This window comes from Kitasatospora terrestris (assembly GCF_039542905.1).
Lineage (GTDB): Bacteria > Actinomycetota > Actinomycetes > Streptomycetales > Streptomycetaceae > Kitasatospora > Kitasatospora terrestris.
This window is the reverse complement of the sequence record NZ_BAABIS010000001.1, coordinates 5,645,082-5,669,503: the sequence shown is the minus strand read 5'-3', so window position 1 is coordinate 5,669,503 and position 24,422 is coordinate 5,645,082. Positions and strand designations below refer to the sequence as shown.

Genomic DNA, 24,422 nt, shown 5'->3' with positions numbered 1-24,422 from the left:
GCGGTCAGCGCCCGAGCAGCTCGCCGCCGTTGCAGTGCAGGATCTCGCCGGTGATGAACCCGGCCTCCGGCGAGGCCAGGAAGTAGACGGCGGCGGCGACCTCGCCGGACTCGCCGATCCGTCCGAGCAGCGTCCGGGCGGCCCGGCGGGCCACCTCCGCGTCGTCCAGCCGGGGGCCGAAGAACTCCGTCCCCGACACCGTGCCGGGCGCCACGATGTTCGCGGTGATGCCGGACGGGCCGAGCTGGGCGGCCAGGAAGTGGTTCCAGGCGTGCAGCGAGGCCTTGGCCGCGCCGTAGGAGCCGGCGCCGCGCAGCGCGGCGATCGAGGAGACGGTGACCACCCGGCCGGAGCCCGGGGTGAGCCGGTCCCGGATGGACTCGGTGAGCAGCACCGCGGTCAGCACGTTGCGCTCGAAGTCGCCGCGCCAGCGGGCCAGCGCCGCGTGCGGACCGGCCCCGATCACGGTCTCCCGGCTGCCCGCGTTGTTGACCAGGACGTCGATCTCTCCGGGCAGCTCGGCCAGCGCCGCCTCGACGGCGTCCGGGTCGGCGAGGTCGCAGACCAGCGGGGTGGCTCTGGGACCGAGTTCGGCGGCGGCGCTCTCCAGCACGGCCCGGCGGCGGCCGACGATCACGACCTGCTCGCCGGCCCGGGTGAACCGGCGGGCCACCTCCAAGCCGATGCCGGTGCCACCACCGGTGACGACGACGTTCCTGGCCATCCGCGCACTCCCTCCCTGACCCGTTCACCGCTCCGGGACGAACGCCGGGCGGTCCGTACCGGATTGGGACGATTCCTATCACGCTGGGTTGCGATGACAGTGGGGAGGGTGACGCAGCGCGTCCGGCGGCACATGTGATATGGACCGCCCCCGCGCACCCCACCCGGAAGACACCCGCGTGGTACGCGGCCGCACACGGAGCGTGGAGAGAGGCAACTCACACCCCCCAGCCGTAACTTTGCGCCCCCCATTACGTCTTACCTTTTGTAGAGCGGGGCTCCGGCGGGCCCCGGACGGCTGCCGATCCCTCGGCGGCCATCGCGCACGGCGCCGGGGCGGACCCGGATCAGGAACGCTTTGAGCGGCCGTTTCTGCCTCGGACACCCGCCCCGGGCGTCGTGCGCCGCACTCTGCACAGCAATGCCGAAGGGCCCGGCCACTCCCCGTGGGGAGCGGCCGGGCCCTTCGTGCGCACCGGGGTGCGCGGGTGTCAGCGGGCGCCGAGCTCGACGTAGTCGCGGATCTCGACCCCGGTGTAGATCTGCCGCGGACGGCCGATCCGGCTGGTCGGGTCGTTGATCATCTCGTGCCAGTGGGCGATCCAGCCGGGCAGCCGGCCGAGCGCGAACAGCACGGTGAACATGCTGGTCGGGAAGCCCATGGCGCGGTAGATCAGGCCGGTGTAGAAGTCCACGTTCGGGTAGAGCTTGCGCGAGACGAAGAAGTCGTCCTTCAGCGCGTGCTCCTCCAGCTTGAGCGCGATGTCCAGCAGCTCGTCGGACTTGCCGAGCTGGCCGAGGACCTCGTGCGCCAGCAGCTTCACCTGCGCGGCGCGCGGGTCGAAGGCCTTGTACACGCGGTGGCCGAAGCCCATCAGCTTGACGCCGTCCTCGCGGTTCTTCACCTTGCGGATGAACGCGTCGACGTCGCCGCCGTCCTTCTGGATCTGCTCCAGCATCTCCAGCACCGCCTGGTTGGCGCCGCCGTGCAGCGGGCCCCAGAGCGCCGAGATGCCGGCCGAGATCGAGGCGAACAGGTTGGCGTGGCTGGAACCGACCAGGCGCACGGTCGAGGTCGAGCAGTTCTGCTCGTGGTCCGCGTGCAGGATCAGCAGCTTGTCCAGCGCGTTCACGACGACCGGGTTGATCTCGAAGTCCTCGGCGGGGACCGCGAAGGTCATCCGGAGGAAGTTCTCGACGTAGCTCAGGTCGTTGCGCGGGTAGACGAAGGGCTGGCCCATCGCCTTCTTGTACGCGTACGCGGCGATGGTGGGGAGCTTCGCCAGCAGGCGGACCGTCGACAGGTGGCGCTGCGCCGCGTCGAACGGGTTGTGGCTCTCCGGGTAGAACGTCGCCAGGCCGCCGACCACCGAGGACAGCATCGCCATCGGGTGCGCGTCCCGCGGGAAGCCCTGGTAGAAGCGCTTGACGTCCTCGTGCAGCAGGGTGTGGTTGGTGATCTCGGCGTTGAAGGCCGAGAGCTGGTCGGCGGTCGGGAGCTCGCCGTTGATCAGCAGGTAGGCGGTCTCGATGAAGTCGCCCTTGGCTGCCAGCTGCTCGATCGGGTAGCCGCGGTAGCGCAGGATGCCGTTGTCGCCGTCCACGAAGGTGATCGCGGACTTGTACGCGGCGGTGTTGCCGAAGCCGTTGTCCAGGGTGACCAGGCCGGTCTGCGGGAGCAGCTTCGAGATGTCGAAGCCGGCGTTGCCCGCAGTGCTCTCGACGACGGGGTACTCGTACTCGCCGTCCTGGTACCGCAGTACTACCGATTTGTCGCTCACGTCTTCCTCACCGACGAAATGAATGCTCATCCGAGTGCCCTGACCGTTCCTACGATCCCCCATCCGAGGGACGGTCGCGCACCCGGGTGGGCCGAGTGGGCCCGGTCCCGACAAGAACCAGGGTGTCCAAAAGCCACGGCCGCTGCCGGTGGGATCCGGACAAGATCGGCACCTGACCAGGTTCCGCCCTAAATCTCTTCACGTCAAGACAACCTCTGAACGTACACCACCCCTGGACGATCATCCACTTGCCAACCTGTGGTCCAACGCGGAGTGCCTGCGACCTGCGCTGACGGCCCGTACGGCCTGCGCGATCGCCCGCCGCGAACCCACCAGGACCACCAGCTTCCTGGCCCTCGTCACCGCCGTGTAGAGCAGGTTCCGCTGCAGCATCGTCCACGCCGACGTAGTGACCGGAATCACCACCGCCGGATACTCACTACCCTGCGAACGATGGATCGTCACCGCGTACGCGTGCGCCAACTCGTCCAGCTCGTCGAAGTCGTACGGCACCTCCTCGTCCTCGTCGGTCAGGACCGTCAGCCGCTGGTCGTCCACGCTCAGTGACGTCACCACGCCCACGGTGCCGTTGAAGACCCCGCTCTGCCCCTTCTCGTAGTTGTTCCGGACCTGCGTCACCTTGTCGCCCACCCGGAACGTCCGCCCGCCGAACCGACGCTCCGCCAGACCGTCCCTCGCCGGAGTGACCGCCGCCTGGAGCAGCGTGTTCAACGCCCCCGCCCCCGCCGGCCCCCGGTGCATCGGCGCCAGCACCTGCACGTCCCGCCGCGGGTCCAGACCGAACCGCTGCGGGATCCGCCGCGCCACCACGTCCACCGTCAGACCCGCCGCCCGCTCCGCGTCCTCCTCCGCGAACAGGAAGAAGTCCGGCAGTCCCTCCGTCACCGGCGGCAGGCCCTCGTTGATCCGGTGCGCGTTCACCACCACCCCGGACTGCTGCGCCTGCCGGAAGATCCGCGTCAGCCGCACCGACGGCACCGGGCTCCCCGGCGCCAGAAGGTCCCGCAGCACCTCGCCCGCCCCCACCGACGGCAACTGGTCCACGTCCCCCACGAACAGCAGGTGCGCCCCCGGCGCCACCGCCTTCACCAGCTTGTTCGCCAGGATCAGATCAAGCATCGACGCCTCGTCCACCACCACCAGATCCGCGTCCAACGGCCGGTCCCGGTCGTAGGCCGCGTCCCCGCCCGGCTTCAGCTCCAGCAACCGGTGCACCGTGGACGCCTGCACCCCCGTCAACTCCGACAGGCGCTTCGCCGCCCGGCCCGTCGGAGCCGCCAGCAGCACCTTCGCCCGCTTCGCCAACGCCAACGTCACGATCGACTTCACCGTGAACGACTTGCCGCACCCCGGCCCGCCCGTCAGCACCGCCACCTTCTCGGTCAGCGCCAGCCGCACCGACTCCCGCTGCTCCGCCGCCAGCTCCGCCCCCGTCCGCCGCGCCAGCCAGCCCAGCGCCGCGTCCCAGTCCACCCCCGCGAACGCCGGCATCCGGTCCACGTCCGCCCGCAGCAGCCGCAGCACCTGGTTCGACAGCGAGACCTCCGCCCGGTGGAACGGCACCAGGTACACCGCGCTCACCGACTCCCCGCCCTCACCCGGCACCTGCTCGCGCACCACCCCCTCCGCCGCCACCAGCTCCGCCAGGCAGTCGATCACCAACCCCACGTCCACCTGCAGCAGCTTCACCCCGTCCGCGATCAGCCGCTCCTCCGGCAGGAAGCAGTGCCCCTGATCGCTGCTCTGCGACAGCGCGTACTGCAACCCCGCCTTCACCCGCTCCGGGGAGTCGTGCGGGATCCCCACCGCCTGCGCGATCCGATCCGCCGTCAGGAAACCGATGCCCCACACGTCCGACGCCAACTGGTACGGCCGCTCCTTCACCACCTCGATGGAGCCGTCCCCGTACTTCTTGAAGATCCGCACCGCCAGCGACGTCGACACCCCGACCGTCTGCAGGAAGACCATCACCTCCTTGATGGCCTTCTGCTCCTCCCACGCCGCCGCGATCTTCTTCGTCCGCTTCGGCCCCAGCCCCGGCACCTCGATCAGCCGGCCCGGCTCGTTCTCGATCACCTCGAGCGTGTCGACCCCGAACCGCTCCACGATCCGCTCCGCGAACCGCGGACCGATCCCCTTGATCAGCCCCGACCCCAGGTACCGCTGGATCCCCTGCACCGTCGCCGGCAGCACCGTCGTGTAGTTCTCCACCATGAACTGCCGCCCGTACTGGGGATGCGACCCCCAGCGGCCGAACAGCCGCAGCGACTCCCCCGGCTGCGCCCCCAGCAGCGCCCCGACCACCGTCAGCAGATCGTTCGCCCCGCGCCCCGTGTCCACCCTCGCGACCGTGTAACCGGTCTCCTCGTTGGCGTACGTGATCCGCTCCAGCACGCCCTCCACCTGGGCGAGCTGACGCGGCACCGCCTGCTTGGCCGAATCGGCCTGCTGCTCCGCACGCACGGGGCCCCCTCTCGGTACCGGTGACCGTCCGCACGCACCGTACCTCCTGGCACCGACACACCACCCAGTATGGTCGCGATCATGACCGACACGAGCGACCTGCTGATCCGGCCCGCCACCGCGGACGATCTCCCCGCCATCGTCACGATGCTCGCCGACGACCCCCTCGGCGCCACCCGCGAATCCCCCGACGACCTCACCCCCTACCGGGCCGCCTACGCCACCATCGCCGCCGACCCGCACCAGCACCTGGTCGTCGCCGAACGCGCCGGCCGGGTCGTCGGCACCCTCCAGCTCACCGTTGTCCCCGGCCTCTCCCGCCGCGGCGCCACCCGCACCATCATCGAGGCCGTCCGCATCCACGCCGACGAACGCGGCGCCGGCCTCGGCACCGACCTCGTCGAATGGGCCGTCACCACGTCCCGGGGCCTCGGCGCCACCCTGGTCCAGCTCACCTCCGACGCCAGCCGGACCGACGCCCACCGCTTCTACGAGCGCCTCGGCTTCACCGCCTCCCACCTGGGCTTCAAACTCGCCCTCTGAGCCGCTTGAGCCACTCCCGGGCCGCCGGGCCGCCCCTCCCCCGACTGTCAGTACCCGCTGATAGACCAACCGGCCATGGCGACGTTCATGGTGTTCATCGACGGTGGCCCGACCGACGGCCCGGCCGAGGATCCGGCCCGCGGGCGGGTCATCCGGGCAGCACTCGCACCCACCGTCCACGCCCACCGCCGGGACGCCGAGCCCTCCCCCGGCCGCGGCTGGCTGCTCCCGACCCCCGACGGCCCCGGCGAGGTCCACCTCTCCGAGGACGGCACCACCCTGTACCTCGACGTCCCGTGGCACGACGCCGTGCGACTGGCCGTCGCATTCCGCCGGCTCGTCCCCGCCGGGCTCGACGTGGTGTTCTGCGACGAGGGCTACACCCTCGCCGCCAGGCTCCCGTCCGACGCCACCGACGCCGAACTGATTGCGCTGATGACCGCCGCCTGAATTCCACCCGGGGGTGAACGCGAGAAAGCCCCTCCCGGGTCCCGGGAGGGGCTTTCTCTGAAAGATTGTTCGGCGGCGTCCTACTCTCCCACAGGGTCCCCCCTGCAGTACCATCGGCGCTGTGAGGCTTAGCTTCCGGGTTCGGAATGTAACCGGGCGTTTCCCTCACGCTATGACCACCGAAACACGGTGAAACTCTCCGCCGGAGCGGGTCGTGGTTTCAGAACCAACACAGTGGACGCGAGCAACTGAGGACAAGCCCTCGGCCTATTAGTACCGGTCAACTCCACCCCTCACGGGGCTTCCATATCCGGCCTATCAACCCAGTCGTCTACTGGGAGCCTTACCCTCTCAAGGAGGTGGGAGTGCTCATCTCGAAGCAGGCTTCCCGCTTAGATGCTTTCAGCGGTTATCCCTCCCGAACGTAGCCAACCAGCCATGCCCTTGGCAGGACAACTGGCACACCAGAGGTTCGTCCGTCCCGGTCCTCTCGTACTAGGGACAGCCCTTCTCAACACTCCTACGCGCACAGCGGATAGGGACCGAACTGTCTCACGACGTTCTAAACCCAGCTCGCGTACCGCTTTAATGGGCGAACAGCCCAACCCTTGGGACCTACTCCAGCCCCAGGATGCGACGAGCCGACATCGAGGTGCCAAACCATCCCGTCGATATGGACTCTTGGGGAAGATCAGCCTGTTATCCCCGGGGTACCTTTTATCCGTTGAGCGACGGCGCTTCCACAAGCCACCGCCGGATCACTAGTCCCTACTTTCGTACCTGCTCGACCCGTCGGTCTCACAGTCAAGCTCCCTTGTGCACTTACACTCAACACCTGATTGCCAACCAGGCTGAGGGAACCTTTGGGCGCCTCCGTTACCCTTTAGGAGGCAACCGCCCCAGTTAAACTACCCACCAGACACTGTCCCTGATCCGGATCACGGACCCAGGTTAGACATCCAGCACGACCAGAGTGGTATTTCAACGACGACTCCACCATGACTGGCGTCACGGATTCACAGTCTCCCACCTATCCTACACAAGCCGAACCGAACACCAATATCAAGCTATAGTAAAGGTCCCGGGGTCTTTCCGTCCTGCTGCGCGAAACGAGCATCTTTACTCGTAATGCAATTTCACCGGGCCTGTGGTTGAGACAGTCGAGAAGTCGTTACGCCATTCGTGCAGGTCGGAACTTACCCGACAAGGAATTTCGCTACCTTAGGATGGTTATAGTTACCACCGCCGTTTACTGGCGCTTAAGTTCTCAGCTTCGCCCGACCGAAATCGGACTAACCGGTCCCCTTAACGTTCCAGCACCGGGCAGGCGTCAGTCCGTATACATCGCCTTACGGCTTCGCACGGACCTGTGTTTTTAGTAAACAGTCGCTTCTCGCTGGTCTCTGCGGCCACCACCAGCTCAGGGAGCACGTCCCCTCACCAGCCGTGGCCCCCCTTCTCCCGAAGTTACGGGGGCATTTTGCCGAGTTCCTTAACCACAGTTCACCCGAACGCCTCGGTATTCTCTACCTGACCACCTGAGTCGGTTTGGGGTACGGGCCGCCATGAAACTCGCTAGAGGCTTTTCTCGACAGCATAGGATCATCCACTTCACCACAATCGGCTCGGCATCAGGTCTCAGGCTACGTGTTGTGCGGATTTGCCTGCACAACGCCCTACACCCTTACCCCGGGACTACCACCGCCCGGGCTGGACTACCTTCCTGCGTCACCCCATCGCTCACCTACTACAGACTTGGACCGGCGGCTCCACCACGTCCCATCGTCCGAAGACTCCGGGCCGGCTTCACGGCCTTAGCATCACCTGGTTCGACGTTGGCGCTTCAAAGCGGGTACGGGAATATCAACCCGTTGTCCATCGACTACGCCTGTCGGCCTCGCCTTAGGTCCCGACTTACCCTGGGCAGATCAGCTTGACCCAGGAACCCTTGGTCAATCGGCGCAAGAGTTTCCCACTCTTGTATCGCTACTCATGCCTGCATTCTCACTCGTGAACCGTCCACAACTGGATTCCTCCGCTGCTTCACCCGGCACACGACGCTCCCCTACCCATCACAGCAGGCGTTGGCCCTCTTGCTGCAATGACACGACTTCGGTGGTGTACTTGAGCCCCGCTACATTGTCGGCGCGGAATCACTTGACCAGTGAGCTATTACGCACTCTTTCAAGGGTGGCTGCTTCTAAGCCAACCTCCTGGTTGTCTCTGCGACTCCACATCCTTTCCCACTTAGCACACGCTTAGGGACCTTAGTCGGTGTTCTGGGCTGTTTCCCTCTCGACCATGGAGCTTATCCCCCACAGTCTCACTGCCGCGCTCTCACTTACCGGCATTCGGAGTTTGGCTAAGGTCAGTAACCCGGTGAGGCCCATCGCCTATCCAGTGCTCTACCTCCGGCAAGAAACACGCGACGCTGCACCTAAATGCATTTCGGGGAGAACCAGCTATCACGGAGTTTGATTGGCCTTTCACCCCTAACCACAGGTCATCCCCCAGGTTTTCAACCCTGGTGGGTTCGGTCCTCCACGCGGTCTTACCCGCGCTTCAACCTGCCCATGGCTAGATCACTCCGCTTCGGGTCTTGGGCATGCAACTGTATCGCCCTGTTCGGACTCGCTTTCGCTACGGCTACCCCACACGGGTTAACCTCGCTACACACCGCAAACTCGCAGGCTCATTCTTCAAAAGGCACGCAGTCACAGCCCGAAGGCTGCCCCCACGGCTTGTAGGCACACGGTTTCAGGTACTATTTCACTCCGCTCCCGCGGTACTTTTCACCATTCCCTCACGGTACTATCCGCTATCGGTCACCAGGGAATATTTAGGCTTAGCGGGTGGTCCCGCCAGATTCACACGGGATTTCTCGGGCCCCGTGCTACTTGGGTGTTCTTCAAGCGAGCCGTACAGATTTCGCCTACGGGGGTCTTACCCTCTACGCCGGACCTTTCGCATGTCCTTCGACTATCCATACGGTTTCTGACTCGCCGACCGGCCGGCAGACCGATCCAGAAAAAACCCACGACCCCGTCACGGCAACCCCTGCCGGGTCTCACACCATGACGGTTTAGCCTCATCCGGTTTCGCTCGCCACTACTCCCGGAATCACGGTTGTTTTCTCTTCCTGCGGGTACTGAGATGTTTCACTTCCCCGCGTTCCCTCCACATACCCTATGTGTTCAGGTATGGGTGACAGCCCATGACGACTGCCGGGTTTCCCCATTCGGACACCCCCGGATCAAAGCTCGGTTGACAGCTCCCCGGGGCCTATCGCGGCCTCCCACGTCCTTCATCGGTTCCTGGTGCCAAGGCATCCACCGTGCGCCCTTAAAAACTTGGCCACAGATGCTCGCGTCCACTGTGCAGTTCTCAAACAACGACCAGACACCCACCTCACCAAGCATGGGACCGGCAGCACTGAAGCAACGACCATGACGGCCGTTCCCTCAGGACCCAACAACGTGCCCGACACACCAAGCGGTGACCCACGTTCCACGCCGAAGCAGTACTAGTGATCCCTACCGTGTGTGCCGAATAGTCAACGTTCCACCCATGAGCAACCGTGCGAGACATTCGCTCGCAACCGGCCATGTGCTCCTTAGAAAGGAGGTGATCCAGCCGCACCTTCCGGTACGGCTACCTTGTTACGACTTCGTCCCAATCGCTGGTCCCACCTTCGACGGCTCCCTCCCAAGGGTTAGGCCACCGGCTTCGGGTGTTACCGACTTTCGTGACGTGACGGGCGGTGTGTACAAGGCCCGGGAACGTATTCACCGCAGCATGCTGATCTGCGATTACTAGCAACTCCAACTTCATGGGGTCGAGTTGCAGACCCCAATCCGAACTGAGGCCGGCTTTTTGGGATTCGCTCCGCCTCGCGGCATCGCAGCCCTTTGTACCGACCATTGTAGCACGTGTGCAGCCCAAGACATAAGGGGCATGATGATTTGACGTCGTCCCCACCTTCCTCCGAGTTGACCCCGGCAGTCTCCTGTGAGTCCCCATCACCCCGAAAGGCATGCTGGCAACACAGAACAAGGGTTGCGCTCGTTGCGGGACTTAACCCAACATCTCACGACACGAGCTGACGACAACCATGCACCACCTGTACACCGACCACAAGGGGGCGCCCATCTCTGGACGTTTCCGGCGTATGTCAAGCCTTGGTAAGGTTCTTCGCGTTGCGTCGAATTAAGCCACATGCTCCGCTGCTTGTGCGGGCCCCCGTCAATTCCTTTGAGTTTTAGCCTTGCGGCCGTACTCCCCAGGCGGGGAACTTAATGCGTTAGCTGCGGCACCGACGACGTGGAATGTCGCCAACACCTAGTTCCCAACGTTTACGGCGTGGACTACCAGGGTATCTAATCCTGTTCGCTCCCCACGCTTTCGCTCCTCAGCGTCAGTAATGGCCCAGAGATCCGCCTTCGCCACCGGTGTTCCTCCTGATATCTGCGCATTTCACCGCTACACCAGGAATTCCGATCTCCCCTACCACACTCTAGCCTGCCCGTATCGAATGCAGACCCGGGGTTAAGCCCCGGGCTTTCACATCCGACGCGACAGGCCGCCTACGAGCTCTTTACGCCCAATAATTCCGGACAACGCTCGCACCCTACGTATTACCGCGGCTGCTGGCACGTAGTTAGCCGGTGCTTCTTCTGCAGGTACCGTCACTTGCGCTTCTTCCCTGCTGAAAGAGGTTTACAACCCGAAGGCCGTCATCCCTCACGCGGCGTCGCTGCATCAGGCTTTCGCCCATTGTGCAATATTCCCCACTGCTGCCTCCCGTAGGAGTCTGGGCCGTGTCTCAGTCCCAGTGTGGCCGGTCGCCCTCTCAGGCCGGCTACCCGTCGTCGCCTTGGTAGGCCATTACCCCACCAACAAGCTGATAGGCCGCGGGATCATCCTGCACCGCCGGAGCTTTCCACCAACCCCCATGCAGAGGAAGGTCATATCCGGTATTAGACCTCGTTTCCAAGGCTTGTCCCGGAGTGCAGGGCAGATTTCCCACGTGTTACTCACCCGTTCGCCACTGATCCACCCCGAAGGGCTTCACCGTTCGACTTGCATGTGTTAAGCACGCCGCCAGCGTTCGTCCTGAGCCAGGATCAAACTCTCCGTGAATGCTTTCACGAAAGAGCGGCACGGCAACCACCGGAATAAGGCGGCCCCGCGCACTGCGTCCTCGCTAGTGTTACTTCAAAAGGAATCTCCAACCCCAGAACGATCCGGGGCCGGGGATGTCAACATATCTGGCGTTGACTTTTGGCACGCTGTTGAGTTCTCAAGGAACGGACACTTCCTTCGGACCGCCTTCCAGCGGGCCCTCCGGGCGCTTCGTTCGTTTCTCCAGCTTATCAGAGAATTTCAGCTCCGTTTCACCGGCGCTTTCCCTCTGACTCGCTTTCGTTCGCCCCTCTCGGCGCGACTCCGGAACTGTACGGGGACGGGAGCCCCACAAGCAAATCCGCCCCCGCCCGGTGTTCGGGCAGGGGCGGAAGGGCGCTGCGTCAGCGGACCTCGGTGATCTCCGGGCCGCGGGCGAACGGGTCGAGGTTGCCGCCGGCGTAGGGGCTGTCGCCCTCGCCGGAGGTGGCGGAGCCGCCGTCGGCGACCATCTGGGCGTCCTCGGGGAGCTTGAGCACGATCGGGTCGCGCGGAGCCATCGGGGTCTCGCCGCGGACGACCACGGTCTGGCGGAAGACCTGCTCGAGGATGCCGGCCATCTCGGGCTGGACGGCGGCCTGGCCGGAGATGACACCGCGCAGGAACCAGCGCGGGCCGTCGCAGCCGACGAACCGGACCAGCTGGACGCCCTGGGTGCCGTCCGGGAGCTGGACGGGGACCTGGGCGCGGAGGTGCCAGCCGAGCTCGCCCTCCTCCTCCTCGACGATGCCGCCCTGGCTGCTGATGCCGTTGGCGATCTCGTCACGGACCTCGCCCCAGATGCCCTCGGACTTGGGGGCGGCGAACGCCTGGAGCTGGATCGCACTGTTGCCGAGCACCAGGGTCGCGGCGACGATCGCGTCACCGGCCACCTCCACCCGGAGCTCCATGCCCTCGACACCGGGGACCAGCAGGCCACCCAGGTCGACGCGGCCCTCCTCGGGGTTCTCGAGCTCGGCGATGTCCCACGGACCGTCCGGGCGGGGGGCCGGCGGCAGGCCGACCCGGTCCGACGGGTCCAGCTCGGTGTCGTTCTCGCTCTCGGCGGAACCCTCGACGTCATCGGCCGTCTCGTCGGCGCTGATGGCGTCCTCGGCGAGCTGCTCGACAGCGTCCTCGCTCTTGCGACGACGGAACACGGTCACTGTCCTTCCCGGTCCAAGACCGAATCCAAGACCGAAGCGAATACCTGCGAAGCGGTGTGGTGCGTGTGCTGCTGCTTGTACCAGCCCGGTACCGGCCCGGCTACTGCGAGACCGCGGGAATGCTAGACCGCGGCGTGGCCGCCGGTCGACCCGAACCCGCCTTCGGCACGTGCCGAACCGGGCAGCTCGGCCACCTCGTGGAAGCTCGCCTTCTCGACCTGCTGGATGACCAGCTGGGCGATCCGGTCGCCTCGACGGAAGACGACTGCCTCGCGCGGATCCAAGTTGACGACGATCACCTTGATCTCACCACGGTACCCGGCATCGACCGTCCCCGGGGCGTTCACCAGTGCAACTCCGCAGCGGGCTGCGAGTCCGGACCGGGGGTGCACGAACGCGGCGTAACCGTCCGGAAGCGCAATGGCGATGCCGGTCGGCAGGACGGCCCGCTCGCCCGGCTTCAGCTCGGCCTCGACGGTGGTGCGCAGGTCGGCGCCGGCGTCGCCGGGGTGCTCGTAGGCCGGCAGCGGCAGCTCGGGGTCGAGCCGTCGGATCAGGACGTCGACCGGCGGGCGGGGGGTCAGGCTCACGGGTTCACCTCAAAGGCTCGGGCGCGCTTCATCAGGTCCGAGTCGTCCAGGACCTTCTTGATGTCCTCGGGACGACCGTGCGTGGTGAAGTGTTCCAGCTTCACCTGGATGAAGAGGGCCTGGGCCCGGATGGCGAGCGGCCCGTCCGGCCCGCCGATCCGGCCCTCGGCCGCGCTGTAGATCTTGCGGCCGTGCACGCCGGTGATCCAGGCGTGGATGTGCAGCACGCTGTCGACCGGGACCGGGCAGACGAAGTCGGTCTCCAGCCGGCCGGTGACGGCGGGGGCGTGCAGCAGCCAGTTCAGCGAGCCGAGGGTCTCGTCCATGGCGGTGGTCAGCAGGCCGCCGTGGGCCAGCCCGGGGCCGCCCTGGTGGCAGTCCTGGACGGTGAACTCGGCGAAGACCTCCAGGCCCTCGCCCGCGGTGGTGGTCATCCGCAGGCCCTGCGGGTGCTGCGGGCCGCAGCCGAAGCACTGGTCGTAGTGCGAGCCGAGCGGCGAGCCGGGGGCGGGCGCCTCGGGGGCGCGCGGCGGCAGGACGGCGTCGGCCGGCGGCGTGGTCGGCGTCAGGAACCCGGCGGAGGGCGTGGGGGGCGAGGCGATCGGTCCGTTCACACGCGCGACCTTACCTGTCAGTAGCAAAGCCGAGGAGGGGCGGCTCCGGCACCCGCGGCGCACCGCGGCGGGCGCGGGGACGGGCACGGAGGCGGGCCCGTGACGGCCGCAGCGGCGGGGTCGACGGCGGACCCGGCCGTGCGGCCGCCCACAATGGGGGGATGTACGACGAACGTCTCACCGTCCCCCGCTCCTGGTGGCTGCTGCCGATCGCGGTCGGGGTCTCGCTCGCCCTGATCCTGCTGCGCTTCAGCGGGGTGGCCGCGCTGGCCGGCCTGGTCGTCGGGGTGGTCGCGGGCGCGGCCGCGCTGAGCAGCTACGGCTCGGCCCGGATCCGGGTGGTCCAGGGGTCGCTGGTGGCCGGGCAGGCCCGGATCCCGGTGTCGGCGCTCGGCGCGGCCGAGGTGCTCGACCCGGCGGAGGCGGTGGCGTGGCGCGGGGTGAAGGCGAATCCGCGGGCCTTCATGCTGCTGCGCAGCTACGTGCCGACGGCGCTGAAGGTGGAGGTGACCGATCCGGCCGATCCGACGCCGTACCTCTACCTGTCGACGCGCTCCCCCCAGCGGCTGGCGGACGCCCTCGGGCAGGCGGCCCGGGGAGGGCGCGCCCAGTAGCGCCCGCAAGGGGCCCCAGGAGGCCCCTGAACGCGAAGGAGGGACGGTTCCGCAGGTCTGCGGGACCGTCCCTTCCCCGTTCTTGTGGGTGCGGCCGCTCGGGGCGGCCGCTGCTGCTGCCTCCGGCCTCGCTGCTCAAGGCCGGTCGGGGCGGCTCACCGGGTGGGCGGAGGGGTCTCGCCCGCCCGGACCACGGCCGCTCCGTGGTCAGGCCCCGCAGTCCCGGCAGATCGGCTGGCCGTTCTTCTCGCTGTACAGCTGGCTGCGGTGGTGGACGAGGAAGCACTTGAAGCAAGTGAACTCGTCGGCCTGGCGGGGCAGCACTCGGACCGACAGCTCCTCGTTGGAGAGGTCGGCTCCGGGGAGCTCAAGGCCTTCGGCGGCGTCGTACTCGTCGACGTCGACCGAACCGGAGGACTTCTCGTTCCGGCGGGCCTTCAGCTCCTCGATGCTGTCCTCGTTGAGGTCGTCATCGGTCTTGCGTGGGGTGTCGTAATCGGTTGCCATGTGTCGCTCTCCCCCTTTGGGTGTGTGCGGTGTGCGGTATCTCCAGCGCACGTAACGCATGGGAGGTCGGTCTTGTGCCCGACCCGAGGCGGAGATTGTGCCTTACTTCAAGCCCCGTTACTCAATCGACACCCAGCCGGAAGCCCGCCGGAGCGATCGAACAGGTTCCGAACGCATTCACCCGGGGGCGCTAATCCGCCGCTGCCGCGCGACCGCCCCGGCTACCGAGGGTGCCCGGCGGACGGGGCGGAGGCCGCCAACTGACCTGCTTGCCAAGAGAGCTGACGGCAGATCACCCGATCACTGGGCGCGGACGTCCGGTCACGCCAGGTAACCGGCTCGCCCGAACGGGTGATCACCCGAGAGGGTCACCCGGGCTCACCCGAGGGGCGGATGTGAGCTTCGCCACAGGCGGAACTTTTCTCCCGAAATTCGGGCAATCTCACTTCCGGGCGGCAGCTGCGGCCCGGCGGGCCAGCATCGCGGCCTGGCGCTCGTCGAACTTGGTGGCCTGGGCGTCCAGGCCCTCCAGGAAGACGCCGAGCTCCTGCTGGGCGCGGGCGCCCTCGGGGCCGAGGCCGTCGATCTCCATCACCTTGAGGTTGCGCAGCACGGGCTGCAGCACGTCGTCGTGGTGGATGCGCAGGTTGTACACGTTGCCGACGGCGATCTGGACGGCGGAGCGCTCGAAGCCGGGCATGCCGTGGCCGGGCATCCGGAAGTCGGTGACCACGTCCGCGATGGCGCGCATGGCCTGGTCGGGGGCGATCTCCAGGGCGGCCTTCAGCAGGTTCCGGTAGAAGACCATGTGCAGGTTCTCGTCGTTGGCGATCTTGGCCAGCAGCTGGTCGCAGAGCGGGTCGCCGGAGTGGTGGCCGGTGTTGCGGTGGGCGATCCGGGTGGCGAGCTCCTGGAAGGCCACGTACGCCACGGAGTGCAGCATGCTGTGCGAGTTGTCGGACTCGAAGCCCTCGGACATGTGCGCCATCCGGGCCCGCTCCAGCTCCACCGGGTCGACGGCCCGGGTGGCGAGCAGGTAGTCGCGGATGGCTATGCCGTGCCGGCCCTCCTCGGCGGTCCAGCGGTGCACCCAGGTGCCCCAGGCGCCCTCGCGGCCGAACATGGTCGCGATCTCGTGGTGGTAGCTCGGCAGGTTGTCCTCGGTGAGCAGGTTGACCACCAGCGAGATCCGGGCCAGCGGGGTCACCTGGGACTGCTCGACCGACCACGCCTCGCCGCCGAGCACGCCGTCGAAGTCGCGGCCCCGGCTCCACGGCACGTACTCGTGCGGCATCCACTCCTTGGCGACCTTCAGGTGCCGGTTGAGCTCGGTCTCGACGACCTGTTCGAGTTCGAGGATCAGCCGGGCGTCGGTCCAACCGGAGGTGGCGGTGCGCTGCACGGGTGCGATGGTCACGGCGGTACTCCTGAGGGGGTAACCGGGGCGTGCCCCGGTCAGGCTCGTCTCACCTACGGCTGCGTAGGTTACGACACCGTAAGTTGACCGGGGCGCAAATGACAAGCCGCCCCTGTCCAGCGCTTATGTCGTTCTGACACGGCTGGGCGGGGGCGGCCGGCGGGGCGCGGCGCGGCTAGGGCACGCGGACCTGGATCCGCAGGCCGCCGCCGGGGCGGGGGACGGCCTCGATGGTGCCGCCGTGGGCACGGACGACCGAGCGCACGATGGACAGCCCGAGGCCCACGCCCTTGTCGCTGCGGGTGCGGTCGGCGCCCTTGATCCGGCGGAACGGCTCGAAGATGTGCTCCAGCTCGTACCCGGGCACCACCGGGCCGGTGTTGGAGACCACCAGCTCACCGCCGCCGCCGGGGACAGACCTGGTGGTGATCTCCACCCAGCCGTCCGGGCTGTTGTAGCGCACGCCGTTCTGCAGCAGGTTGAGCGCGACCCGCTCCAGCAGCACGCCGTTGCCGGTCACCGGGGCCGCCTGCAGGTCGGTGCGCAGGGTGACCTCGCGGCCGGTGGCCTCCGGCTTGACCTGTTCGACGGCGCGCAGCGCGACCTCGGACATCTCCACCGGGCGGCGCTCGGTGATCTCGTTCTCGCTGCGGGCGAGCAGCAGCAGGCCCTCGACCAGCTGCTCGCTGCGCTCGTTGGTGGCCAGCAGGGTCTTGCCGAGCTGCTGCAGGTCGGGCGAGGCCTCGGGGTCCGAGAGCTGGACCTCCAGCAGGGTGCGGTTGATCGCCAGCGGGGTGCGCAGCTCGTGCGAGGCGTTCGAGACGAACCTGCGCTGCGAGTCGAAGGCGCGGTCGAGCCGCTCCAGCATGTCGTCGAAGGTGTCGGCGAGCTCCTTGAGCTCGTCGTCCGGCCCGTCCAGCTCGATCCGCCGGTGCAGGTCGGAACCGGCCACCTCGCGGGCGGTGCGGGTGATCCGGCCGAGCGGGTGCAGCACCCGGCCGGCCATCGCGTAGCCGGCCGCGAAGGCGATCACGGCCAGGCAGACCAGCGCGGTCAGGGCCTGGCGCAGCAGGGTGTTGAGCGCCGCGTTGGACTGCACGGTCTGGTAGTTGGCCAGCCAGCGGTCCAGGGTGGCCTGGTTGGTGATCTGCAGGCCGTCCGGCGTCTCGACGGTGATGTTCTGGCCCTTGAGCACCAGGTGCGGCAGGGCGGCGTCCTGGAGCGACTGGCGGACGAAGTAGTACATCAGCAGCAGCAGGACGACGCCGGCCATCAGGAACATCCCGCCGTACAGCAGGGTGAGCCTGATCCGGATGGTGGGGCGCAGCGACAGCCAGGCGAACAGGCCGTCGCCGGGGTGGTAGCGCTCCTCCGCCCGGTGCTCGGTGCGGCGGCCCGGTCGGTGCGCGGTGAGCGCCGGGTGCGGGGGGTGGGGCGGGCGCGGCGGTACCGGCCCCGGGCCGCCGGCGGGCGCGCCGGGGGCCCCGCCGGCGGGTGGCGGGGTGGTCATGGCCAGTCCTCTCGGGTTCTCCTGGGTGGGGTCAGATCCGGTAGCCGGAGCCGGGCACGGTGATGATCACCGGCGGGTCCCCGAGCTTGCGGCGCAGGGTCATCACGGTGACCCGGACGACGTTGGTGAAGGGGTCGGTGTGCTCGTCCCAGGCCTTCTCCAGCAGCTGCTCGGCGGAGACCACGGCGCCGCCGGCCCGCATCAGGACCTCCAGGACGGCGAACTCCTTGGGGGCCAGCTGGACGGTGCGGCCGTCCCGGATCACCTCGCGGCGGCCCGGGTCCAGACTGATGCCGGCCCGCTCCAGGACGGGCGGCAGCGGGACGGTGGCGCGGCGGCCGAGCGCCCGGACCCGGGCGACCAGCTCGCTGAAGGCGAAGGGCTTGGGCAGGTAGTCGTCGGCGCCGATCTCCAGGCCCTCGACCCGGTCGGAGATGTCACCGGAGGCGGTGAGCATGATCACGCGGGTGGCCAGGCCCTGCTCCACCACCCGGCGGCAGACGTCGTCGCCGTGCACCAGCGGCAGGTCGCGGTCGAGGACGACCACGTCGTAGTCGTTGACGGCGATCCGCTGCAGGGCCGCCTCTCCGTCGTAGACCACGTCGACGGCCATCGCCTCGCGGCGCAGACCGGTCGCGACGGCCTCGGCGAGCAGCTGCTCGTCCTCGACGACGAGAACCCGCACGGTGGTTGTCCCTTCTCCTGGTTCGGCCCCCGACACAGGGGTCCGACGGTGCCTCCATCCTGCCTGGTCCGCTGGTAAAGCAGCGATAAGACCAGCGGGGACGGCCGAAGCGGAGGCGGGGACGGCCGATTGGACCGTGACCCGGGCAACTTTCTTCCGTCAGCAGGTTTCCCCGGCCCGGGGGCGGGGAGGACAAGCTGCACACCAGTGATGCCGCCGTTCGGCGGATCGCACACCCACCCGCCGTGTCGTCCCATCCGCACCGGCCCGGGGAATCGCCAGATCTCCTTCCTCTTCGCCGGGGGGACGCACGGGCCGCGCCCGTCCGACACAGTTAGGGGGCCCGTATGGACGCCTTCACCGACGGAATCCTGCAGCGGATAAAGAACGCCGAGCAGGATCTGCACCGTGCCCTGGAGTCCGGGGACGAGTTCCTGGCCGAGGTCGAGCAGTCCGAGCTGGAGGACCTGCAGCGCCTGGCCGCCGAGTACGGGGTCGACCCCGTCCAGATGCGTCACGCCGCCTGACCCTTCGCAGGCAGGCACCGAAAGACCGAGCCCTGGCACGAACACCGTGCCAGGGCCCTTCGCTGTCCGGGGGCGGTCCTCAGGCGCCGAGCTCGGTCAGCCGCTCCCGCAGGCGCTCGAAGGTGCCGGCGGGGGCGGCGAGGGTCAGGCCGGTGTGCTCGCCCCGGGCGGGGCCCTGCGCGAGCAGTCCGGCCTCGCGGACCACCAGCAGGCCGGCCGCCCGGTCCCAGGGCGCTAGGCCGCGCTCGTAGTAGCCGTCCAGCCGGCCCGCGGCCAGGTCGCACAGGTCGAGGGCGGCCGAGCCGCCCCGCCGGACGTCCCGGGCCTCGGGCATCAGCTCGGCCAGCACCCGCGCCTGCCGGACGCGGGTCTCCTGGACGTACGCGAAGCCGGTGGCCAGCAGCGCCCGGCCCCACTCGGGGGCGGGCCGGCCGGCGATCGGACGGCCGTCCAGGTAGGCCCCGCCGCCGCGCACCGCGTGGAACAGCTCGCCGCGCACCGGCGCGAACACCACGCCGACCACCGCCTCGCCGTCCACCTCGGCGGCCACGCTGACCGCCCAGTTGGGCAGCCCGTACAGGTAGTTGACCGTGCCGTCGAGCGGGTCGACGACCCAGCGGACGCCGCTGGTGCCGGGCCGGTCGGCGCCCTCCTCGCCGAGGTAGCCGTCGGCGGGGCGCCGGCCGGAGATCAGTTCCAGGACGAGCTTCTCGGAGGCCAGGTCCATCTCGGTGACCACGTCGACCGGGCTGCTCTTGGTCGCCGCGACGCCGAGGTCGGCGGGGCGGCCGTCGCGCAGCAGGGCGCCGGCCGCGGTGGCGGCCTCGGTGGCCAGGGCGAGCAGTTCGTCCAGCAGGTCGGGGCTGGGCACGGGGTTCCTCCGGGTGGTCGGCGGGGTCAGCGCTGGGCGGCGGCGGGGCGGGGGGCGCGCGGGTTGGGGCAGCAGGCGACGGCGCACACGTCGTGGCTCGCGCCGAGCGCGCCGAGCGCACAGCGCGCGACGGGCTCGCCGCGCTCGCCGGCGGCGCGCTCCAGCACCAGCTCGCGCACCGCGGCGGTGAACCGCGGGTCGGTGCCGACGGTGGCGGCCCGGGCGGCGGGCAGGCCGAGCTCGGCGGCCTTGGCCAGCGCCTCGGTGTCGAGGTCGTACTTGACCTCCATGTGGTCCGAGACGAAGCCGATCGGGACCATCACCACGGCCGGGGCGCCGTCGGCGTGCTGCGCCTCCAGGTGGTCGCAGATGTCCGGCTCCAGCCAGGGGATGTGCGGGGCGCCGCTGCGGGACTGGTAGACCAGCTCCCACGGGCGGTCGGCGACGCCGGTGGCCTCGGCGACGGCCTCGGCGACCAGCCGGGCGACGTCCAGGTGCTGGGCGACGTAGGCGCCGCCGGGCAGCTCGCGGGCCGGGTCCTCCGGGTCTCCGGAGGTGTCCGCCATGGCGGTCGGGATCGAGTGCGTGGTGAAGGCGATCCGGGCGCCGTCGCGCACGCCGGCGGGCAGCTCGGCGAGGGCCGCCAGGGTGGCGTCGACCATCGGCCGCACGAAGCCCGGGTGGTTGTAGAAGTGCCGCAGCTTGTCGACGGCCAGCTCGGGCGCGCCCTCGGCGGCCAGCTGCGCGAGCGCGTCGGCCAGGTTCTCCCGGTACTGGCGGCAGCCCGAGTAGCCGGCGTACGCGCTGGTGGCGAGCACCAGGATCCGGCGGTGGCCGTCGGCCGCGATCTCGCGCAGGGTGTCGACCAGGTAGGGCGCCCAGTTGCGGTTGCCCCAGTAGACCGGCAGGCCGAGGCCGTGTTCGGCGAAGTCCTTGCGCAGCGCGGCCAGCAGCTCGCGGTTCTGCGCGTTGATCGGGCTGACCCCGCCGAACAGGAAGTAGTGCTTGCCGACCTCGGTCAGCCGCTCCTTGGGGATGCCCCGGCCGCGGGTGACGTTCTCCAGGAACGGGACCACGTCCTCGGGGGCCTCCGGGCCGCCGAAGGAGAGCAGCAGCAGCGCGTCGTAGGGCGCGTGGTCGGTGAGGGTGCGCGAGTCGGACATGCCACCGATCCTGCCACCCGGGGACCGGTCGGTTGCGGCAGACCGCCGGTGTGCGGTCGCGCCGTGATGATTCGTAAGCTGTCTACGCGAGTCGTGTGCCTTACCCCCATCCCGTGGAGCCAGCGTGCTGTCCAGCTACCGCCAGATCTTCGCCGCACCCGGCACGCTGGCCTTCTCCGCCAGCGGCCTGGTGGCCCGGCTGCCGATCTCGATGACCGGCATCGGCATCGTGACCATGCTGGCCCAGACCCGCGGCTCCTTCGGCCTCGGCGGCGCGCTCTCCGCGGTGCTCGCGGTCTCCGCCGCCGTCCTCGGCCCCCGGGTCTCCTGGATGGTCGACCGGTACGGGCAGCGCCGGGTCGCGCTCCCCGCGATGGCGCTCACCATCGCCTCCGCGAGCGCCCTGCTCGCGAGCGCCCGGCTCGGCGCCCCGGACTGGACGCTGTTCCTCTTCGCCGTCGGCATGGGCGCCATGCCGAGCACCGGGTCGATGGTCCGGGCCCGCTGGGCGAACCTCTACAGCTCCCAGCCGCCCAGGCTGCACACCGCGTACTCCTTCGAGGCGGTGGTGGACGAGCTGTGCTTCATCGTCGGGCCGATCCTCGCCGTCTGGCTGGCCACCGCCTTCTTCCCCGAGGCCGGCCTGGCCCTGGCCGGGGTGTTCCTGCTGGTGGGCGTGGTGCTGTTCACCGCGCAGCGGTCCACCGAGCCGCCGGTCCACCCCTCCGCGCACCACTCCGGCGAGTCGGCGATCCGCTCCGCCGGCCTCCAGGTGCTGGTCGCGACCTTCGTCGCGGTCGGCGCGATCTTCGGCTCGGTCGAGGTCGTCACCGTGGCCTTCGCCAAGGCCCAGGGCGACACCGCCTCCTCCGGCCCCGTCCTCGCGGTCTACGCGGCCGGCTCCTGCCTCGCCGGGGCGGTCTTCGGAACGCTGCGGCTCACCGGGTCGATGGCGGTGCGGTTCCTGGTCGGCGTCACCGCGATGGCCGCCTCCATGGTGCCGCTGGTGATCGCAGCCCGGATGCACGGCACCGGCGGCCTGGTCGCCGTCGGCGTCGCCCTGTTCGTCGCCGGGCTCGCCATCTCCCCGACCCTGATCACCGCGATGGCGCTGGTCGAACGGCTCGTCCCGGCCGCGAAGCTCACCGAGGGCATGACCTGGACCACCACCGGCCTCGCCCTGGGCGTCGCCCTCGGCTCCTCGGCCGGCGGCCTGGTGGTCGACGCCGCGGGCGCCCGCGCCGGTTACTGGGTGGCCCTGGGGGCGGCCCTCTTCGGCGCCCTGGTCGCCTACGCCGGGCTCCCGCGCCTGCGCGGCGGGCTGGACCGCGCCGAGGAGGAGGCCGAGGAGCTCACCGAAGCCCTCGGGTGATCACCCGTGGACCTGCGGCGGAACTGTGACTACGCTCCCTCTACCCACCGGTAGTTCGTGTCGTGGCTCACCTGACCGCAGCAGGAGGCACCCGCATGCCGCACCGCCCCACCACCGACGGCTGGCGCAACTGGGCCGGCAACCAGAGCGCCCGGCCCGGCCAGGTGCTCTCGCCGGCCGGCGCGGCGGAACTCGGCGAGGTGATCCGCGCGGCCGCGGAGGCGGGCCGGACGGTGAAGGCGGTCGGCTCCGGGCACTCGTTCACCGCCATCGCCTCCGCCGGGGACGGCGTGCTGATCCGCCCCGACCGGCTCACCGCCGTCCGCGAGATCGACCGCGGGGCGGGCACCGTCACCGTCGAGTCCGGGCTGCCGCTGCACCGGCTCAACCGCCTGCTCGCGGCCGCCGGCCTGGCACTGACCAACATGGGCGACATCGAGGTGCAGACCGTCGCCGGGGCCACCTCCACCGGCACCCACGGCACCGGCCGGGACTCCGGCTCGCTCGCCGCGCAGATCCGCGCCCTGGAGATCGTCCTCGCCGACGGCACCGTCAGGCAGTGCTCCCCCGACGAGAACCCCGAGCTCTTCCAGGGCGCCCGGCTCGGCCTCGGCGCACTCGGCGTGATCAGCGCCCTCACCCTCGCCGTCGAACCCGCCTTCCTGCTCACCGCGCACGAGCAGCCGATGGCCTTCGACGACGTGCTCGCCGCCTTCGACGACCTCGTCGCCGTCAACGAGCACTTCGAGTTCTACTGGTTCCCGCACACCGACCGCTGCTCCACCAAGCGCAACAACCGCAGCCAGGGCCCGGCCGCGCCGCTGCCCCGGTTCAAGGAGTGGCTGGAGGACGAGTTCCTCTCCAACACCGTCTGGGAGGGCGCCTGCCGGATCGGCCGCCGCTTCCCGGCCGTCGTCCCCACCATCGCCCAGGTCGCCAGCCGCGCCTGGTCGGAGCGCAGCTACACCGACCTCGCGCACAAGGTCTTCACCAGCCCGCGCACCGTCCGCTTCGTCGAGATGGAGTACGCGGTGCCGCGCGGGGCGGCCACCACCGTGCTGCGCGAGCTCAAGGCTCTGGTCGAGCGCTCGAACTGGCGGATCAGCTTCCCCGTCGAGGTCCGGGTCGCCCCCGCGGACGACCTGTGGCTGTCCACCGCGAGCGGCCGCGACACCGCCTACATCGCCGTCCACCTGTACCGCGGCACCGCCGAGCAGGGCTACTTCACCGAGGTGGAGAAGCTGATGACCGCCCACCAGGGCCGCCCGCACTGGGGCAAGCTGCACACCCGCGACGCCGAGTACCTGGCCTCGGTCTACCCGCGCTTCGGCGACTTCACCGCCCTGCGCGACGAGGTCGACCCGCAGCGGGTCTTCGGCAACGACTACCTGCGCCGGGTGCTCGGCGCCTGACCGGGCCTCAGCCCCGCGGGGACGGCGTGCCGGCCGGGGTGGCGGCGGCCTCGTCCGAGCCGGGGACGGCGCTCCCGGCCGTCCCGGCCGCCGTGGACGGCTCACCGGTCGGCGCCGCCGGGGAGCCCGCCCCGCCGGACGCCGAACCGCTCGGCGAGGGCGCCGGCGTCGGGGACGTCCCGGCACCCGGCGAGGAGCTCGGACCGCCCGACGGCGAGGCGGAGGGCTGCGCCGACGGCCGCTGCGCCGGGTCGGCGGAGGGCCCTTGCGACGGCGTCTCCCGGGGCGACTCCTGCGGCGTCGACGACCGCCGACCGGGGTTGAACGACGTCCCGCTGCCGTCCTGACCGGTGGTGATGTCGTGCATCGGCCTGCCCGCCGCCGCCTCCACCGCCACGATCGGCACCATCGCCAGGACGAACACCAGCGCGGACACCACCGTGCAGGTCTTCCACGTCCAGCGCCGCTTGGCCCGCACCACCCGTGGCTCGTTCCATTCGGACGAGAGTTCGGTGACCGGCTCGGGGCCGGCCCCGGCACCCGGCCGCGGGTCGCGGTCGACCACGCCGCGCAGCTGTTCCCCGGTGCGCCGGAAGACGTGCTGGAACACCGCGCTGCCGATGGTGGCCCCGACGCTGACCACCGCCGCGCCGAGGATCGTCCCGTACACGCCGAGCTCGGAGGCGAGCACCGCGCCGGCCACCGCGGCCAGCGCGCTCGCCGCGACCTGAGTGACGCTCAGGTCGATCCGCCGCCCGCCCTCCCCCGAGGTGTCCGGTTCCGTCACGGCCCCTCGCGTGCTCTGCTGCGGCATCCCTGTCCCTCGGTCGGCT

Annotated in this window: 19 protein-coding genes and 3 rRNA genes; 6 read left to right on the top strand and 16 right to left on the bottom strand. The window is 69.3% G+C overall.

Annotation, left to right across the window (positions count from 1 at the left end; all coding sequences use genetic code 11):
* Positions 1-4: 4 nt before the first annotated feature.
* The 3 genes from ABEB06_RS26060 to recD2 form a co-directional block, all read right to left on the bottom strand.
* Positions 5-724 (bottom strand): SDR family NAD(P)-dependent oxidoreductase, encoded by a 720-nt coding sequence (locus tag ABEB06_RS26060; protein ID WP_345699314.1) that lies wholly within the window; start codon positions 722-724, stop codon positions 5-7.
* Positions 725-1,214: 490 nt separating this feature from the next.
* Positions 1,215-2,504 (bottom strand): citrate synthase, encoded by a 1,290-nt coding sequence (locus ABEB06_RS26055; RefSeq protein ID WP_345699313.1) that lies wholly within the window; start codon positions 2,502-2,504, stop codon positions 1,215-1,217.
* A gap of 240 nt (positions 2,505-2,744) precedes the next feature.
* Positions 2,745-4,988 carry an SF1B family DNA helicase RecD2 gene (gene recD2 / locus ABEB06_RS26050; RefSeq protein WP_345699312.1) on the bottom strand — a complete coding sequence of 748 codons (2,244 nt, stop codon included), beginning with the start codon at positions 4,986-4,988 and terminating at the stop codon, positions 2,745-2,747.
* A gap of 81 nt (positions 4,989-5,069) precedes the next feature.
* On the opposite strand from recD2, the gene ABEB06_RS26045 reads away from it, so the two are divergent.
* Positions 5,070-5,531 (top strand): GNAT family N-acetyltransferase, encoded by a 462-nt coding sequence (locus ABEB06_RS26045; RefSeq protein ID WP_345699311.1) that lies wholly within the window; start codon positions 5,070-5,072, stop codon positions 5,529-5,531.
* A 75-nt stretch (positions 5,532-5,606) separates the two neighbouring features.
* Complete coding sequence (locus ABEB06_RS26040; protein WP_345699310.1) at positions 5,607-5,981, top strand: hypothetical protein; 375 nt, start codon at positions 5,607-5,609, stop codon at positions 5,979-5,981.
* 67 nt (positions 5,982-6,048) lie between these two features.
* On the opposite strand, the gene rrf is transcribed toward ABEB06_RS26040, so the two are convergent.
* The 6 genes from rrf to ABEB06_RS26010 all read right to left on the bottom strand — a co-directional run bounded on the left by rrf (position 6,049) and on the right by ABEB06_RS26010 (position 13,511).
* Positions 6,049-6,165: ribosomal RNA gene (rrf, locus tag ABEB06_RS26035) — 5S ribosomal RNA — on the bottom strand.
* A gap of 66 nt (positions 6,166-6,231) precedes the next feature.
* Positions 6,232-9,337: ribosomal RNA gene (locus tag ABEB06_RS26030) — 23S ribosomal RNA — on the bottom strand.
* A gap of 261 nt (positions 9,338-9,598) precedes the next feature.
* A 16S ribosomal RNA gene (locus ABEB06_RS26025) occupies positions 9,599-11,120 on the bottom strand.
* The 16S, 23S and 5S rRNA genes sit together here, the layout of an rRNA operon.
* 386 nt (positions 11,121-11,506) lie before the next feature.
* Positions 11,507-12,301, bottom strand: a complete 795-nt coding sequence (locus tag ABEB06_RS26020) for a DUF3710 domain-containing protein (protein WP_345699309.1) — start codon at positions 12,299-12,301, stop codon at positions 11,507-11,509.
* Positions 12,302-12,429: 128 nt separating this feature from the next.
* On the bottom strand, positions 12,430-12,891 hold the full coding sequence (gene dut, locus ABEB06_RS26015) for a dUTP diphosphatase (RefSeq protein WP_425559801.1): 462 nt from the start codon (positions 12,889-12,891) through the stop codon (positions 12,430-12,432).
* 2 nt (positions 12,892-12,893) lie between these two features.
* Positions 12,894-13,511, bottom strand: coding sequence for a PaaI family thioesterase (locus ABEB06_RS26010; protein WP_345699307.1), 618 nt, complete (start codon positions 13,509-13,511; stop codon positions 12,894-12,896).
* Between the two features lie 161 nt (positions 13,512-13,672).
* On the opposite strand from ABEB06_RS26010, the gene ABEB06_RS26005 reads away from it, so the two are divergent.
* A complete protein-coding gene (locus tag ABEB06_RS26005) occupies positions 13,673-14,125 on the top strand; it encodes a DUF3093 domain-containing protein (protein ID WP_345699306.1) in 453 nt (150 codons plus the stop codon).
* A gap of 207 nt (positions 14,126-14,332) precedes the next feature.
* Here the strand turns inward: ABEB06_RS26005 and ABEB06_RS26000 are convergent, their stop codons facing one another.
* The 4 genes from ABEB06_RS26000 to ABEB06_RS25985 form a co-directional block, all read right to left on the bottom strand.
* Entirely contained in the window at positions 14,333-14,632 is a 300-nt protein-coding gene (locus tag ABEB06_RS26000) for a DUF4193 domain-containing protein (RefSeq protein ID WP_345699305.1), read from the bottom strand.
* Positions 14,633-15,074: 442 nt separating this feature from the next.
* Positions 15,075-16,049: an acyl-ACP desaturase gene (locus tag ABEB06_RS25995; protein ID WP_345699304.1), complete on the bottom strand. Its 975-nt coding sequence runs from the start codon at positions 16,047-16,049 to the stop codon at positions 15,075-15,077.
* Positions 16,050-16,224: 175 nt separating this feature from the next.
* Positions 16,225-17,559 carry a sensor histidine kinase gene (locus tag ABEB06_RS25990; RefSeq protein WP_345699303.1) on the bottom strand — a complete coding sequence of 445 codons (1,335 nt, stop codon included), beginning with the start codon at positions 17,557-17,559 and terminating at the stop codon, positions 16,225-16,227.
* Between the two features lie 31 nt (positions 17,560-17,590).
* Positions 17,591-18,244: a response regulator transcription factor gene (locus tag ABEB06_RS25985; RefSeq protein ID WP_345699302.1), complete on the bottom strand. Its 654-nt coding sequence runs from the start codon at positions 18,242-18,244 to the stop codon at positions 17,591-17,593.
* Positions 18,245-18,591: 347 nt separating this feature from the next.
* Between ABEB06_RS25985 and ABEB06_RS25980 the strand changes: the two genes are divergently transcribed.
* The gene (locus ABEB06_RS25980; protein WP_345699301.1) at positions 18,592-18,771 is read left to right on the top strand and encodes a hypothetical protein; all 180 of its coding nucleotides are present in this window, start codon (positions 18,592-18,594) and stop codon (positions 18,769-18,771) included.
* Positions 18,772-18,850: 79 nt separating this feature from the next.
* Here ABEB06_RS25980 and ABEB06_RS25975 read toward each other — a convergent pair whose 3' ends face one another.
* Positions 18,851-19,642, bottom strand: coding sequence for an inositol monophosphatase family protein (locus ABEB06_RS25975; RefSeq protein ID WP_345699300.1), 792 nt, complete (start codon positions 19,640-19,642; stop codon positions 18,851-18,853).
* Between the two features lie 26 nt (positions 19,643-19,668).
* On the bottom strand, positions 19,669-20,805 hold the full coding sequence (locus ABEB06_RS25970; protein WP_345699299.1) for a ferrochelatase: 1,137 nt from the start codon (positions 20,803-20,805) through the stop codon (positions 19,669-19,671).
* Positions 20,806-20,929: 124 nt separating this feature from the next.
* Here ABEB06_RS25970 and ABEB06_RS25965 point away from each other — a divergent pair, with 124 nt between their 5' ends.
* The gene (locus ABEB06_RS25965) at positions 20,930-22,177 is read left to right on the top strand and encodes an MFS transporter (RefSeq protein ID WP_345699298.1); all 1,248 of its coding nucleotides are present in this window, start codon (positions 20,930-20,932) and stop codon (positions 22,175-22,177) included.
* Between the two features lie 95 nt (positions 22,178-22,272).
* Positions 22,273-23,589 carry a D-arabinono-1,4-lactone oxidase gene (locus tag ABEB06_RS25960; RefSeq protein ID WP_345699297.1) on the top strand — a complete coding sequence of 439 codons (1,317 nt, stop codon included), beginning with the start codon at positions 22,273-22,275 and terminating at the stop codon, positions 23,587-23,589.
* Between the two features lie 7 nt (positions 23,590-23,596).
* On the opposite strand, the gene ABEB06_RS25955 is transcribed toward ABEB06_RS25960, so the two are convergent.
* Complete coding sequence (locus tag ABEB06_RS25955) at positions 23,597-24,376, bottom strand: hypothetical protein (protein ID WP_345699296.1); 780 nt, start codon at positions 24,374-24,376, stop codon at positions 23,597-23,599.
* Positions 24,377-24,422: the final 46 nt, after the last annotated feature.

Excerpts from the sequence above, each read along its gene's own strand:
- ABEB06_RS25980 (WP_345699301.1), top strand. The coding sequence starts at position 18,592 with ATGGACGCCTTCACCGACGGAATCCTGCAGCGGATAAAGAACGCCGAG.
- ABEB06_RS26060 (WP_345699314.1), bottom strand. The coding sequence starts at position 724 with ATGGCCAGGAACGTCGTCGTCACCGGTGGTGGCACCGGCATCGGCTTG.
- ABEB06_RS26045 (WP_345699311.1), top strand. The coding sequence starts at position 5,070 with ATGACCGACACGAGCGACCTGCTGATCCGGCCCGCCACCGCGGACGAT.
- ABEB06_RS25970 (WP_345699299.1), bottom strand. The coding sequence starts at position 20,805 with ATGTCCGACTCGCGCACCCTCACCGACCACGCGCCCTACGACGCGCTG.
- ABEB06_RS26005 (WP_345699306.1), top strand. The coding sequence starts at position 13,673 with ATGTACGACGAACGTCTCACCGTCCCCCGCTCCTGGTGGCTGCTGCCG.
- ABEB06_RS26000 (WP_345699305.1), bottom strand. The coding sequence starts at position 14,632 with ATGGCAACCGATTACGACACCCCACGCAAGACCGATGACGACCTCAAC.
- ABEB06_RS26040 (WP_345699310.1), top strand. The coding sequence starts at position 5,607 with ATGGCGACGTTCATGGTGTTCATCGACGGTGGCCCGACCGACGGCCCG.
- ABEB06_RS25990 (WP_345699303.1), bottom strand. The coding sequence starts at position 17,559 with ATGACCACCCCGCCACCCGCCGGCGGGGCCCCCGGCGCGCCCGCCGGC.
- ABEB06_RS25960 (WP_345699297.1), top strand. The coding sequence starts at position 22,273 with ATGCCGCACCGCCCCACCACCGACGGCTGGCGCAACTGGGCCGGCAAC.